General features: G+C 69.5%; 11 protein-coding genes. 5 read left to right on the top strand and 6 right to left on the bottom strand.

Annotated features, from left to right (window positions below):
- From VF536_RS04680 to VF536_RS04660, 5 genes are all read right to left on the bottom strand, one after another.
- On the bottom strand, positions 1–1,570 hold a 1,570-nt coding region (locus VF536_RS04680), incomplete at its 3' end, for a PAS domain-containing sensor histidine kinase (protein ID WP_331613643.1).
- 73 nt (positions 1,571–1,643) lie between these two features.
- Entirely contained in the window at positions 1,644–2,495 is an 852-nt protein-coding gene (locus VF536_RS04675; protein ID WP_331613642.1) for a response regulator transcription factor, read from the bottom strand.
- Positions 2,496–2,504: 9 nt separating this feature from the next.
- Positions 2,505–4,109 (bottom strand): hybrid sensor histidine kinase/response regulator, encoded by a 1,605-nt coding sequence (locus VF536_RS04670; protein ID WP_331613641.1) that lies wholly within the window; start codon positions 4,107–4,109, stop codon positions 2,505–2,507.
- A 5-nt stretch (positions 4,110–4,114) separates the two neighbouring features.
- Positions 4,115–4,828 (bottom strand): MEDS domain-containing protein, encoded by a 714-nt coding sequence (locus tag VF536_RS04665; RefSeq protein WP_331613640.1) that lies wholly within the window; start codon positions 4,826–4,828, stop codon positions 4,115–4,117.
- Positions 4,829–4,975: 147 nt separating this feature from the next.
- On the bottom strand, positions 4,976–5,098 hold the full coding sequence (locus VF536_RS04660) for a hypothetical protein (protein ID WP_331613639.1): 123 nt from the start codon (positions 5,096–5,098) through the stop codon (positions 4,976–4,978).
- A 273-nt stretch (positions 5,099–5,371) separates the two neighbouring features.
- Here VF536_RS04660 and VF536_RS04655 point away from each other — a divergent pair, with 273 nt between their 5' ends.
- The 5 genes from VF536_RS04655 (at position 5,372) to VF536_RS04635 (ending at position 11,033) form a co-directional block, all read left to right on the top strand.
- A complete protein-coding gene (locus VF536_RS04655) occupies positions 5,372–6,064 on the top strand; it encodes a TolC family protein (protein ID WP_331613638.1) in 693 nt (230 codons plus the stop codon).
- The gene (locus tag VF536_RS04650; protein WP_331613636.1) at positions 6,061–6,816 is read left to right on the top strand and encodes a TolC family protein; all 756 of its coding nucleotides are present in this window, start codon (positions 6,061–6,063) and stop codon (positions 6,814–6,816) included. The genes VF536_RS04655 and VF536_RS04650 overlap by 4 nt, the downstream gene beginning before the upstream one ends.
- 98 nt (positions 6,817–6,914) lie before the next feature.
- Entirely contained in the window at positions 6,915–9,062 is a 2,148-nt protein-coding gene (locus tag VF536_RS04645) for an ATP-binding cassette domain-containing protein (RefSeq protein WP_331613635.1), read from the top strand.
- Between the two features lie 45 nt (positions 9,063–9,107).
- Positions 9,108–10,262, top strand: coding sequence for an HlyD family type I secretion periplasmic adaptor subunit (locus VF536_RS04640; protein ID WP_331613634.1), 1,155 nt, complete (start codon positions 9,108–9,110; stop codon positions 10,260–10,262).
- 105 nt (positions 10,263–10,367) lie between these two features.
- Positions 10,368–11,033, top strand: coding sequence for a response regulator (locus VF536_RS04635; RefSeq protein WP_067271469.1), 666 nt, complete (start codon positions 10,368–10,370; stop codon positions 11,031–11,033).
- 97 nt (positions 11,034–11,130) lie between these two features.
- On the opposite strand, the gene VF536_RS04630 is transcribed toward VF536_RS04635, so the two are convergent.
- The gene (locus VF536_RS04630; RefSeq protein ID WP_331613633.1) at positions 11,131–12,276 is read right to left on the bottom strand and encodes an EAL and HDOD domain-containing protein; all 1,146 of its coding nucleotides are present in this window, start codon (positions 12,274–12,276) and stop codon (positions 11,131–11,133) included.
- Positions 12,277–12,662: the final 386 nt, after the last annotated feature.

Below are 12,662 nucleotides of genomic sequence, written 5' to 3'. Positions count from 1 at the left end.
CCAGGCCGGTGCCGCGCCCCGCCTGCTTGGTCGTGAAGAACGGTTCGAACGCGCGCTCCTTGACGTCCTCCGGCATTCCCGTGCCGCTGTCTGAAACCGCGATGCGGACATAACGCGTGAGCTGCGCCTCGAGGCCCGCAGGGGTCGGGTCGTCGCCCGCCTCCAGCTCGCGGCGCAGGGCCGGCGGGATGGCCCTCAGCGGCTCGGCCTGGAAGACCAGCTCGCCGCCCTCGGGCATCGCGTCGCGCGCATTGATCGCGATGTTGAGCAGCGCCGACTCCAGTTGCGCCGGATCGGCCTGCACGTCGGGGCAGTCGGCGTCGACCTCGATGCGGATGCGGATGCGCTGGTCGAGCGTGCGGCGCAGCATGTCGGCCAGCGAGCGCAGCATCGCCGCCACGTCGACGCTGGCCGGCTGGAGGCGCTGGCGGCGCGAGAAGGCCAGCAGCTTGCCGGTCAGCTCCGCGCCGCGTCGCGAGGCCCGCGTCGCCGCGGCGACCAGCTGCGGCGCGAAACCATCGTCGGTCACCGCCGGCAGCTCGGCCAGCACCTGCAGGTTGCCCTGGATGACGGTCAGCAGGTTGTTGAAATCATGCGCGATGCCGCCCGTCAGTTGACCGACGGCCTCCAGGCGCTGCGAATGATGCAGCGCCTCCTCGGTCTGCGCGCGCTGCAGGCAGGTGCCCAGCAGGTTGGCCACCGATTCCAGGAAACGCAGCTCCGCGTCCCCGAAGCGGCGCGGCTGGCGCGACCGCACCGCCAGCGTGCCCACGGGTCGCCCCCGATCGGACAGCGGCACGGCCAGCGAGGACACCAGGCCGGCCTGCCGGTAGGCCTCGGGCACGGTGAAGCGCTGCTCGCTGCCGTAGTCCTCGACGACGACAGGCCCGCCCTGCGCCAGCACGAAGCCCTGGGGTGTGTCAGGCCGGTTGGGCACGGTCGCGCCCAGCACTTCGCCGTCCAGCAGACCGACGCCACCCGCTACGCGCAGCGCGGTCCGGCCGGGTTCGAGCAGGAACACCACGGCCAGGTCCGCCTCCAGCGCCTGCGCGGCGATCGCCGGCACCTGCCGCAGCACTTCCTGCGGATCGAGCGAGTCGACCGCGACCTTGCCCAGTTGCGCCAGATGCTCGCTGTAGCGCGCGCGTTGCAAGGCCTGGCGCACGCGCGGGTACTCGGCGACGCTGCGGATCGAAGCCATCGTGTATGGCAGCCCGAGCGGCTGCAGCGGACTCAGCGCGATCTCCACCAGCACCTCCGAGCCGTCGCGCCGGCGGGCGACCAGCTCAGTGGCGGTGCCGCCCATCGGCCGGGACCGCGGCGCGCGTTCGTAGGCGTGCCGGTACGCGGCGTGGCGCGGGCGGATGCTGTCGGGCACGAGCATGTCGATCGAGGCGCCGATCAGGTCCTCGTTCGCGTACCCCAGCAGTTGGGACGCCGTCGGATTGGCGAGACGGATCAGACCCTGGTCGTCGACGAGCAGCAGCCCGTCCGGCGAGGCCGCGAACAGCGCACGGAACACCGCGGATTCGTCGAGGTCCGGCGACCGGCCGCCGATCGCGTCGTTCATGACCGGGCTCCCACGGCCACCATGAGGACGGCCTGCGGAAGTCGTGGGCGGGCGACCGGGCGCATGGCCAGGATCAGGTCGAACGCGTCGAGGTCACCCTCGGCGCGAACAGGTAGCCGGCGCCGCGCACCGACTTGATCCACTGCCCCTCGCCCGACTCGGCGCCGAGCTTGCGGCGCAGGCGCCCCACCTGCACGTCGATCGTGCGATCGAACGGACCGGCGTCGCGACCCCGGGTGTGCTCCAGCAGGAAATCGCGCGAAAGCACACGTCCCGGATGCAGCAGGAAGATGTGCAGCAGGTCGAATTCGCCGGTGGTCAGCGCGACCTCGCCGCCGTCCGGCCCGGTCACGCGACGCGCGGACAGGTCCACGGTCCAGCCCTCGAAGTGCAGGCGCTCGCGGCCGGCGGACAGGTCGTGGACGATCTCGCCGGGCGCTGCGGCAAGACCCATGGAGCCGGTGGGACCGGCCGTCGGCCCGGGCGCCAGACGACGCAGCACGGCCTTCACCCGGGCCACGAGCTCGCGCAGGTCGAAGGGCTTGGTCACGTAGTCGTCCGCGCCGACCTCCAGCCCGACCACCTTGTCCACCGCGTCGCCGCGCCCGGTGACGATCACCAGGCCGCAGCGCCAGTGTTCGCGCAACTGGCGCGCGATCACGAAACCGTCTTCGCCGGGCAGGCCCAGGTCCAGCAGCACCAGCTCGGGCGTGTCCGCCGCCATCAGGTCCATCAGCGCCCGGCCGCTGTGGAGCTGCGTCGTGCGGAAGCCGTGCGAGGCCAGGTAGCCGGCCAACAGCTGGGTGATGTCAGGCTCGTCGTCGAGGATCGCCACGTGGGCCGGGGCCGGCGTGCGGGCCGGCGCGTTGGCGGACGACGCATGGACGGGCGCGGTCGCGGAGGAAGGGGAATCGGGCGCGGTCATGAGGCCCGATTAGAGCGCGTCCGCACGGATCAGCCGCTCCAGCGTGCGCGTCAGGCGATCGAGATCGATCGGCTTGACCATGTGCTCGTCGAAGCCGCTGCTCAGCGCCTTGTCGCGATCGGAAGCCTGGCCGTAACCCGTCAGCGCGATCAGTCGCGGCGCGGCTTCGCCGAGCTCGCGATGGATCAGCGTCGCCAGCTGGTAGCCGTCGATGACCGGCATGCCGATGTCGAGCACCGCGGCATCGAAGCGCGACGCGCGCACCCGCTCCAGCGCCTCCTGCGGCAGTGTCGTCGTGACGACGTCGTAGCCGGCGTAACGCAGCGCCATGCCCAGCGTCTCGGCGGCGTCGCGGTTGTCGTCGACCACCAGCACCCGGCCCTGCACCGGCGGCAGCGTGTCCAGCGCCTCCATGGCCGGCCCCGGCGCGGGCGGCACGACGTGGATCTCCGCCGGCAGCGTCACGCGGAAGGTCGCGCCCAGGCCCGACCCGGCGCTGTGCACCGCCACCTGCCCGTGATGCATCTCGACGAGCTGCTTGACGATGGCCAGCCCGATGCCGAGCCCGCCCTTGGAGCGGTCCAGCGTCGTCGAGCCCTGCTCGAACAGCTCGAACACGCGCGGCAGCATGTCCGCGTCGATGCCGGCACCGTTGTCCTGCACCTCGATCACCAGCGAGTCCCCGACGGCACGCGCCGCCACGCGGATCTCGCCGTTGGTCGGCGTGTACTTGGCGGCGTTGCTCAGCAGGTTCACCACGACCTGCCGCAACCGGGCCCGGTCGCCCATCAGCCGCAGCTCCGGCCCGACCTCGCAGGCCACCCGCAGCAGGTGGTTGCGCTCCTCGAGCAGCGGGCTCACGCCCTCGATCGCGTCGCTCAGCAGGAAGGGCACGTCCACCGGCTCGCGCGACAGTTCGATCTTGCCGCGCGTGATCCGGGTGATGTCGAGCAGGTCGTCCACCAGCTTGGAGAGGTGGCCGACCTGGCGCTCGATGATCTCGTGCTCGCGCGAGAGCTGGCCCGTCTGCAGCCGGATCAGGTGCAGCGCGGTGGAGATCGGCGCCAGCGGGTTGCGCAGTTCGTGACCGAGCATGGCGAGGAACTCGTCCTTCGCGCTCGCGGCACGTTCGCGCTCATGGTCCAGCCGGGCCGCGTGCAGGCCGGTCGAGGCCAGCGTCGCCGCGGCGCGCATGAAGGCGCTCTGGTGCGGCGACGGAAAGTCCGGCCGCGAAGAGCCGAACCACAGGCTGCCCGCCCGCCCCGCCGGCCCCAGGTAGAGCCGCACCACGCGCAAGGTGCCCAGCGGCGATTCCAGCGCGGTCGCGCTGTCGGCGCTGTCGGGCATCTGCCGGCAGGCGACGATGAAGTCCGTCCAGGCCTCCTGCGAGACACGCACGCCGCCGAGCTGGAGCACGGTCGCCGGCGCGGCGTCCGGCACCAGCGGCGCATGCAGCAGGCAGACCGCCGTGCCGACGATGCGGTTCACCGCCTCGGTCGTCAGTTGAAGCACCGTGGCGGCGTCGCGTCCGACCCAGAGGGCCGGCAGCGCGAGCAGGCCCATCAGGTCGCGCAGCGCCTGGTCGGCGGCGGACGGTTCTCTTTCTCGGGACATCGTGGTCATTCGGCCTGACGGTCTCGCACCGGCACTGGAAGCGCCACCGGCGCGGACCGCCCGCGGCGCCGCCCCGTGGCGCGGCGCGCGGACAACTCGCGCAGCATCTCGGCCGGCGGCGTGAAGAAGGGATTCTCGCGCAGCACGCCGCCGATCATCGTGAGCGGATGCGTGCGCAGCAGATCCATCATGGTGGCGCCGTCCAGCGGCGCCAGGTCGTAGACGCAGATCGCCAGGCGGCGATTCGTGTCCAGCACACCGTTCAGGCGGGCCTCGTACTCCAGCAGATCCAGCCGGTCGAGACCGTGACGGACGGCCCAGCCCATCTGCGTCATCACGCGCAGGCCGTCGAAGCCGGTCGACTCGCCGCCTTGCGCCGCCGTGGCCTGCGCCATCCCGGCGAGCAGGGCCTCGACATCGATCCCGCCCGGCTGCGCGGGCCAGGGCCGCAACGCCAGCTGACCGCGATGCTCGCAGGCGACGACATCGATGCCGGCACCGACCAGCCGCGCCCGGTGATCGTCCAGCCCGCCGGGTTCGATCAGATGCAGGTTGCGTTCGTTGTTCTGCTCCGCCTGCCGGTAGAACGGCGCGAGCACCTGGCAAGCCTCTTCACGGCTGTCGAAAAAAGCGCAAATGTGGAAATGAGGGGTGATCACTGCTCTCTCGCACCGTCCGCGGCGCTTGGGCCATCGGACGTCCTCCGTCCCGAATTGCATTGGCCAGTCGGCTGGCTCTAGGGCGTTGATGCGTCGATGTTAGCCGTGAAGCGGACGGGCGAACCGAAGTCAGTGACGGATGCCATACCGGTCGACTGAGCGAGGGCCCTTTCGCAACCGAGATACCCGCAGCAATCGCGACACATTTCACAATACGATGATTTTCGCGCCACCTCGGTGCTGGAAATTCAACGCATCAAGGCCGTGGATCATGGAAATGACGTTCGCCATGGGTGAATCGCAACAAATGGCGGAGAAACGCACCGTCATGCAAATATCCAACCATCACATGGTTAGTCAGCGGCATTCAAAAAGATGGCCGTGATGGGCGGATTCCAGAACGGATACCGACGTTGACACACTGACGCATTGGGAACGGGGCCTCAGTCGGCGCTCTCGAACACCGCACGCGATCCGAGTCGAAACTAGCAAATTTTTGCTAGTCAAAATGCAGACATGAGCCACTTGGAGCAGGTAATTTCAAAAGGCTAGCAAATGATTGTCATTGTGGGTCGACCGGGTGAGAAACGAAACTGAGCAGCATTGCAAAACAGCCCGAAGGGGTTTCTCTTGAGCTGCCCACCTTCCCTCCAGTTTCTCCGTCAGACGAATATCCATATTGCCAGTGGCTGGCGATACCCGCTGGCTGCGCTGGCCCTGATCTGTCTGTCGGCACGCGCCGACGAAGGTCTCCGTGCCGTCGCGGAGGTCGAACGCCAGGTCGCCCACGGGACGCCCTCGTCGCTGACCGCGCCCGCCACCCCTTCGGCCACCGCCACCTCTTCGGCCCCCGCCATTCCCGAGCCCGAGCCCGCGCCTGCCACCGCGCCCCCGGCGCGCTGGGGAGCCGCCATGGATGATTTCCTCGGCACCGCGCTGTCCGCGGACCCGTCGATCGAACGCGCCCGGGCCTCGATGGCCGCCGCCGAGGACGGCATCACCGCCGCGAAATGGCAGTTCGGTCCTTCTCCGAGCTTTTCGCGCGAACTGGCCAGCGGCACGAACCGGTACGTCAACGTCCTGCGCATCCAGCAGCCGCTGTACACCGGCGGGCTGTTGACGGCCGGCTTGAACTCCGCGCGCACCACCCTGCGCAGCAGCCGGTTCGAGCTGCAGGCCGCCCAGCGCCAGTTGAAACTGCGCATCATGCAGACCTGGGCCGACTGGGCCAAGGTCCGGGACGCATCGACAGCCTGGAGGCGCTGCGCGACGAGCATCAGCAGCTGCTGGAGATGATCCGCCGCCGCAATCAGGCGGGCGTCGCCACCAACGCCGACGCCGCGCTGGCGGCGTCGCGGCTGAGCGCCGTGCGGGCCGAGCTGGCGCAGGCCCGGCTCGAGGAGGCGCTGCAGCGCGACCGGCTGCAGCGTCTGGCGCGCCGCCCTGTCGATGAGCCGCTGCGCGCCGTGCTGGACGGCGAGCTTCCGGCTCCGCCGGCGCTGAGCCAGGTGCTCGACCGCATCCAGCTCTCGCCCGAGATGGCGATGGCGCGCGCCAACGTCGACCTGTCCCGGGATGAACTGGCCCGGGCCAAGGCGGCGCTGATGCCGACCGTCAGCCTGCGGCTGGACCGGCAGAGCGGCGCCTACAAGGACGATCGCATCGGTCTGGTGTTCCAGGCCGGGCTGCAGGGCGGGCTGTCGGCCCTGGCCGGCGTGAATGCGGCGCGTGCCCGGATCGTCGCGGCGGAAGCTGCGGTGGCCGCGGCCGAACAGGACCAGTTCAGCAACTACCAACTGGAGTACACCCGCTACGCCGCGGCGATCGCCTCGCTGCGCAACGCCGAGGTCACCGCCGCGTCCGGCGACGAGGTGCTGGCGTCGTACCGGCGCCAGTTCGACGCCGGCAAGCGCGCGTGGCTGGACCTGCTGAACATGGTCCGCGAGGCCCACGCCACCCGGCAGGCGCAACGCGACGCCGCGATCGACGAACGCGCCGGCCTGTACCGCCTGACCCTGCTCCTGGACGACGGCCAGGTGCCGGGCTGAGCGCCCGACCGAACGACCGAACGACCGACCGAACGACCGACCACCCGACGCCATTTGCGCTCTGCGCTCAGCGAACTGCGAACAGCGAGATGCCCGCCATGACATGGAATCCCTTCAAGCGCCCGACCGCCGCGTCGTCGCTCCCCCCGGCCGCCCTCGCGACCGCCCTGGCCCACTGGATGCGCCTCAAGGGCCGCCCCCTCCCGGTCGAGCTCCTGCGTCGACGCCAGACGGAACTGGCGATCGCCGGGGAAGACCTCGCCACCGCGCGCCTGCTGGCCGGCGCGGTCGACGAACGTACCCGGTTCGTCCTGCTGGATGCGCCGCAGCTCGCCGCGCTCCCGCTGCTCTGCCGTCACGCCGAGCACGGCTGGCAGGTGGTCACCGCCCGCACGCCCGAAGGGCTGTGGACCTGCGCGGGCAGCGACCACCTCCGCCGCGACCTCGTGCTGGACGACCAACCCTGCCTGCATGCCGTGCCGGACGGCGAGGCCGATGATCCGGCGTCCACGCGCAGCGCGCGCGGAATGATGCTCGCGCAGATCCGCGGCCAGTGGCCGATCTTCCTGGAAGCCGCCGGCCTGTCGCTGCTGCTCTCGACGATCGGGATCGCCATCTCGTTCTTCTCGATGCAGGTCTACGACCGCGTCATCCCCAGCCAGGGCCACCAGACGCTGTGGGTCCTGACGCTGGGCGTGGGGCTGGCGGTCCTGATCGAGTTCCTGCTGAAGCTGGCGCGGGCCTCGCTGCTCGAACCCCGGCTCAAGCAGCTGGACGTCGGCATCTCGAAAGCATTGATGGCGCGCCTGAACGCGGTCCGGATGGATCAGCGGCCCGGTTCGGTCGGTACGCTGGCCTCGCAGGTTCAGAGCTTCGAGGCGATCCGCGGCATCCTGTCGGCCAGCACCCTGTTCCTGCTCTTCGACATGCCGATGGCGCTGATCTTCGCGCTCGTCATCGCGGCGATCGGCGGCTTCTGGATGGCGCTGCCCGCGGTGGTGCTGTTCGGCGTGACCGTGCTGACCGGACTGCTCCGCGCCCGCCGCATCGCGCGGCTGACCGCGAGCAGCCAGTCCGGCGCCAACGCCAAGACCGGCCTCCTGGTCGAGGCCATCGAAGGGACCGAGGCGATCAAGGGGCTGGGCGCGACCTGGCGCTTCGAAGCCCGCTGGGCAGCGCTGTGCGAAGTGAACGCCACGCAAAGCCTGGCCCTGAAGCATGAGAGCGACACCACCTCCTACCTCTCCGCCGCCTTGCAGCAGGCGAGCTACGTCTCCCTGATCTGCGTCGGCGCGGTGCTGGCGATCGACGGCCACCTGACGCAGGGCGCGATCGTGGCCTGCTCGATCCTCTCGGGTCGCGTGCTGTCGCCGCTGGCGGCCATCCCGCCGCTGCTGGTGCAACTGGGCAGCGCCCGTGCATCGATGAAGGCGCTGGACGCCATCTTCCGCCTGCAGGTGGACAACGAGGGCATCGCCCGGCCGATCGTCCCCGAAACCCTGCAGGGCGAGCTGCGCTTCGAAGACGTCGAGTTCGCCTATCCCGGCCAGAAGGAAGCGCTGCGCATCGGCAACCTGCGGTTCCGCCCCGGCGAGAAGGTCGCCATCCTGGGCACGATAGGCGCCGGCAAGACCACCTTGCTGTCGCTGGCCTGCGGCCTGACGCGCCCGACGCGCGGCACCGTGTACCTGGACGGCGTCGACCAGCAGCAGATCCACGCGGGATGGCGCGCGACCCAGCTGGCCTATGGCTCGCAGCACGCCTGGCTGTTCTCCGGCACCTTGCGCGAGAACCTGTTGTTCGGCCTGCCCGACGTCAGCGATGAACGCCTGGTCGCCGCCTGCCGGAGCACCGGTCTGTGGCCCATGGTCGCGCAGCATCCGCTGGGCCTGGACCGCAAGCTGTCGGAAGGCGGCCGCGGCCTGTCCGGCGGACAAAGGCAACTCGTGGCGCTGACGCGTCTCGTGCTGGCCGACCGGCCGGTCTGGCTGCTCGACGAGCCCACCTCGGGCATGGACGACGGGCTGGAACAGGCCACCCTGCGCCTGATGCGCCAGATGCTCAAACCCGAGACGACGCTGCTGCTGGTGACCCATCGCCTGTCGATGCTGGCGCTGGTCGACCGCGTGATCGTGCTCGCGCCGCAGGGCGTCCTGGCCGACGGTCCGCGGGACGAGGTGCTGGCCAGGCTGCAGGGCCGGCCGGCGCCGGCCCCCGCCACCCTGCCCCCCGCCAAGGTCGCTTGAGCGCTCCGCCGCTCTGCATGACTGTCGACACCGAGGAAGTTCCCAATGAAACTGACGCAAGATCTTCACGAGGGCCAGTCGCGCGTGCGCTGGACCGTCCTGGCCACGACGGCCGCGCTGGGAGCCGGCTTGTGGTGGGCGTCCCAGGCCCAGATCGAGCAGGTCACTCGCGCTGGAGGCAAGGTCATGGCATCCTCGCGCACACAAGTGATCCAGGCTCCTGACGGAGGGGTAGTGGAAAAGCTGTTCGTGCATGAGGGGGACGCTGTCCGCAAGGGTGATCTGCTCGCCCAGCTGGACAACACCAAGGCCAGCGCCGCGCTGGCCGACTCGAGCGAGAAGGCCGATGCCTTGAACGCATCGTTGGCGCGGCTGCGGGCGGAGACGCTGGGCACGCCCTACCGCCCTGCCGGCACGGGACCGTTCAACGACCTGCAGCGCAAGCTCTACGAACGCCGCCGGACGGCGCTGCAGGAGGAACTGGCGGTCCTGTCCAAGTCCGCGGACCTCGCGCGGCGCGAAGTCGAACTCAACGAACCCCTGTACAAGGCCGGCGACATCAGCGCGGCCGAGTACCTCCGCCTCCAGCGTACCGCCAACGAGGCGGCCGGACAGGTCACCTTGCGCCGCAACCGGTTCCTGCAGGATTCGCAGGCCGAGCTGGCCAAGACCGAGGAAGAACTCGCCAGCGTGCAGCAGATGCTGAACGACCGGCGCGGCAACCTGGAACACACGCAACTGCGGGCGCCGGTCGATGGCGTGGTCAACCTGATCACGCTGACGACGGAGGGCGCGGTCCTGCGTCCCGGCGACGAGATCATGCAGCTGCTGCCCACCGGCGACGACCTCATCATCGAGGCCCGGCTGCGCGCCGCCGACATCGGCTTCATCCGTCGGGGCATGCCGGCGGTGGTCAAGGTGGACGCGTTCGACTACAGCATCTATGGCGCGCTCGACGGCAGCGTGAGCTACGTGAGTCCCGACGCGCTGATCGAGCGCACGCCGCAAGGCGAGCAGCCGTACTACCGCACCCACATCCGCATCAGCGGCAAGCGGTTCAAGGGTGAGAAGGCGGATCGCATCGTGATCCAGCCCGGCATGACGGCGACTGCCGAAATCATCACCGGCCGCCACACAGTGCTGGACTACCTGCTCAAGCCGGTCAGGAAAACGATGTCGGAGTCGCTCGGCGAGCGCTGAAGCCACCGCTACCGCACGACGCCTGGGCGCGCACCACTCACTTCACGTCATCCACCTTCATCGACCATCGGCAACAACAACTCCGAACCAGAGGGGAACACCACCATGATCACCGTCACCATCATCGAAGACGATGCCACCGTCCTGCAGCGCCTGATCGACGTCGTGTCCGCCAGCAGCGCCTGCCAGATCGTGGGCATCGGCCGCAATCGCGGCGAATCGGTCTCCGCGATCCTGGCCAATCGCGCCGACATCTACCTGGTCGACCTCGGCCTTCCCGATGTGGACGGCATCGACCTGATCAAGCTGATCGACGAGAAGTGCCCCGATGCGCACAGCATCGTGATCAGCACCTTCGGCGACGCCAAGCACGTGATGCGCAGCCTGCGCTCGGGCGCGTCCGGCTACCTGCTCAAGGAAGAGATCCAGCCCAGCCTGATCGACAAGATCATCGCCACGCACAACGGCCACGCGCCGCTGAGCCCGGCGGTGTCCCGGCTGGTGCTCGACAAGCTCGAGAGTCTGGAGACCGGGGTGAAGCCCAAGGTGGACAAGGGCCAGAAGCTCAAGGAACTCGGCCTGGGGCAACGCGAATGGAGCGTGCTGAACCTGCTGATCGAAGGCCTGCCCATCGTCGACATCGGCAGCCGCCTGTCGATCTCCCGCTTCACGGTGAACCAGCACCTGCGCTCGATCTATCGCAAGTTGAATGTCAATTCCCGTGCGATGGCCACCAGCGTGGCCCGGCTCCATGGCCTGATCGACGAGTGAGCGTGCCCTGGGGACGGATCACCCGTCTCCCGGTCAGGAGCCAGCCGCCTCCGGGCGGCCTGGCCTCATGAGCAAGCCGCCTCCGGGCGGCCGGGCCTCATGAGCAAGCCGCCTCCGGGCGGCTTGTTCGTTGTGTCGAGGGTCTCGGCGGCAGGCGCATGCGCAGCAGCTGCTTGCACAGCATGAAGGAGGCCTGTTCGAGCGCGCTCGACGTGCGCACATGGCCCTCGCGACGCAGGCGCAGTCGGCCATCCGCCAGTTCGCCGCGCAACAGTCGAGCCAGTTCGCGATCACGACCATGCACGGCGGCGATGTTGAACACCGCCAGCCAGGCGACCAGGACGGCGCGCGGCAGCGATGCCAGGACCTCGGCGAGCGAGTCCGCCTTCACCGCGCATTGCGGTGCATGGATCGCTTGCACACGCAGCAGCCGCGCCACCAGCGCGGGATGTCGCCCCGCGAGCAGCGCCAGCGACGACGCCGACACGCCGGATCGCGCCAGCAGGAACAGTTGTCCGACGACGCCCGCATCGCAGCCAGGCAGCGACGGCACGGCCAGGGTGGTCGGGCGGGCGATGCCATGGCCCTGGAAATAGTCGGCGCCGGCGCGGCGCGCGCGTTGAAGGGCCTCGTCGTCCTCGACCTTCTCGGCCACGACGGCCAGGCCGAGCTGATGCGCCTGACGCACCAACGCTGGCAATTGCTCCGGATCAAGCGCGATGACATCGATCTTGGCGAACTGGACCCAGGGCGCCAGCGCCCAGCGCGGATCGTCCGCGCAGACGACATCGTCGAGGGCGAAACGGTAACCGCGGCCATGCAGATCACGGATGCGCGCCACCAGCGGCGCGTCGACCTCGACGGTCTCGAGCACTTCGATCACGCCGATGTCCGGGGTCAGCGCCTCGGCGATCGGACTCATCAGCGTGCGGCCGTCCATGTTGACCAGCAGGTCGCCGATGGGGTGTTCCGCGGCTGGCGCGTCCAGCAGGAGCCCGCCGTCGATCAACGCGTTGGACAGCACCGCGGCCGTCGCGTAGGCGCCCAGTTCTGGTCCGACGCCCTCATCGCGGGCGTTCCATCGGAACAGCAGTTCGGTGGCCACGACGCGGCCCGTCCGGTCGATGACCGGCTGCGCGGCATAGCGGACATGGGTGCCGAGGTGTTCGTCCCGCCAACGCGGCGAAGGGGGTGTCTGATCACTGTTGACGGGGCTGCGACCGGGTTCGGAAAGGCGGGACATGGGCACTCCGCGGAGCGGTTGGCGAAGAAGGCTTCATGCTATGAACCAAGCGTCCAGCGCCGAATAACAAGCACTTGTCATCCGACACGCCCCAATAACTGTTATGTGCTGGAGTCCTGACTGAGACATGGCGAAAACGCGGCGGGTGCCGCGCTTGCCCTCGACCGTCACCGTCAGACGCGCGTTCGGACTGGAACCCCGGTGCGAGGCGCGGGCAACTCATCCACCGGCCTGGGGACGCGGCTGCCGCCGCGCGGGATACTGACCCGCGCGGGCGGCGGCACAGCCGCCCGGGTCGTTGGGTTTTCTTACCCGGATCACAAGGAGAAGCAAGATGCAGATGCGACACACCCGACTGGCCGCGGCCGCCCTTGCGGCGGCTGTCC

Source organism: Roseateles sp., assembly GCF_036486225.1.
Taxonomy (GTDB): Bacteria; Pseudomonadota; Gammaproteobacteria; order Burkholderiales; family Burkholderiaceae_C; genus Roseateles.
This window is presented reverse-complemented; position numbering and strand designations above follow the sequence as displayed.

Excerpts from the sequence above, each read along its gene's own strand:
- VF536_RS04675 (WP_331613642.1), bottom strand. The coding sequence starts at position 2,495 with ATGACCGCGCCCGATTCCCCTTCCTCCGCGACCGCGCCCGTCCATGCG.
- VF536_RS04670 (WP_331613641.1), bottom strand. The coding sequence starts at position 4,109 with ATGTCCCGAGAAAGAGAACCGTCCGCCGCCGACCAGGCGCTGCGCGAC.
- VF536_RS04665 (WP_331613640.1), bottom strand. The coding sequence starts at position 4,828 with ATGCAATTCGGGACGGAGGACGTCCGATGGCCCAAGCGCCGCGGACGG.
- VF536_RS04660 (WP_331613639.1), bottom strand. The coding sequence starts at position 5,098 with ATGACGGTGCGTTTCTCCGCCATTTGTTGCGATTCACCCATGGCGAAC.
- VF536_RS04650 (WP_331613636.1), top strand. The coding sequence starts at position 6,061 with ATGATCCGCCGCCGCAATCAGGCGGGCGTCGCCACCAACGCCGACGCC.
- VF536_RS04645 (WP_331613635.1), top strand. The coding sequence starts at position 6,915 with ATGACATGGAATCCCTTCAAGCGCCCGACCGCCGCGTCGTCGCTCCCC.
- VF536_RS04640 (WP_331613634.1), top strand. The coding sequence starts at position 9,108 with ATGAAACTGACGCAAGATCTTCACGAGGGCCAGTCGCGCGTGCGCTGG.
- VF536_RS04635 (WP_067271469.1), top strand. The coding sequence starts at position 10,368 with ATGATCACCGTCACCATCATCGAAGACGATGCCACCGTCCTGCAGCGC.
- VF536_RS04630 (WP_331613633.1), bottom strand. The coding sequence starts at position 12,276 with ATGTCCCGCCTTTCCGAACCCGGTCGCAGCCCCGTCAACAGTGATCAG.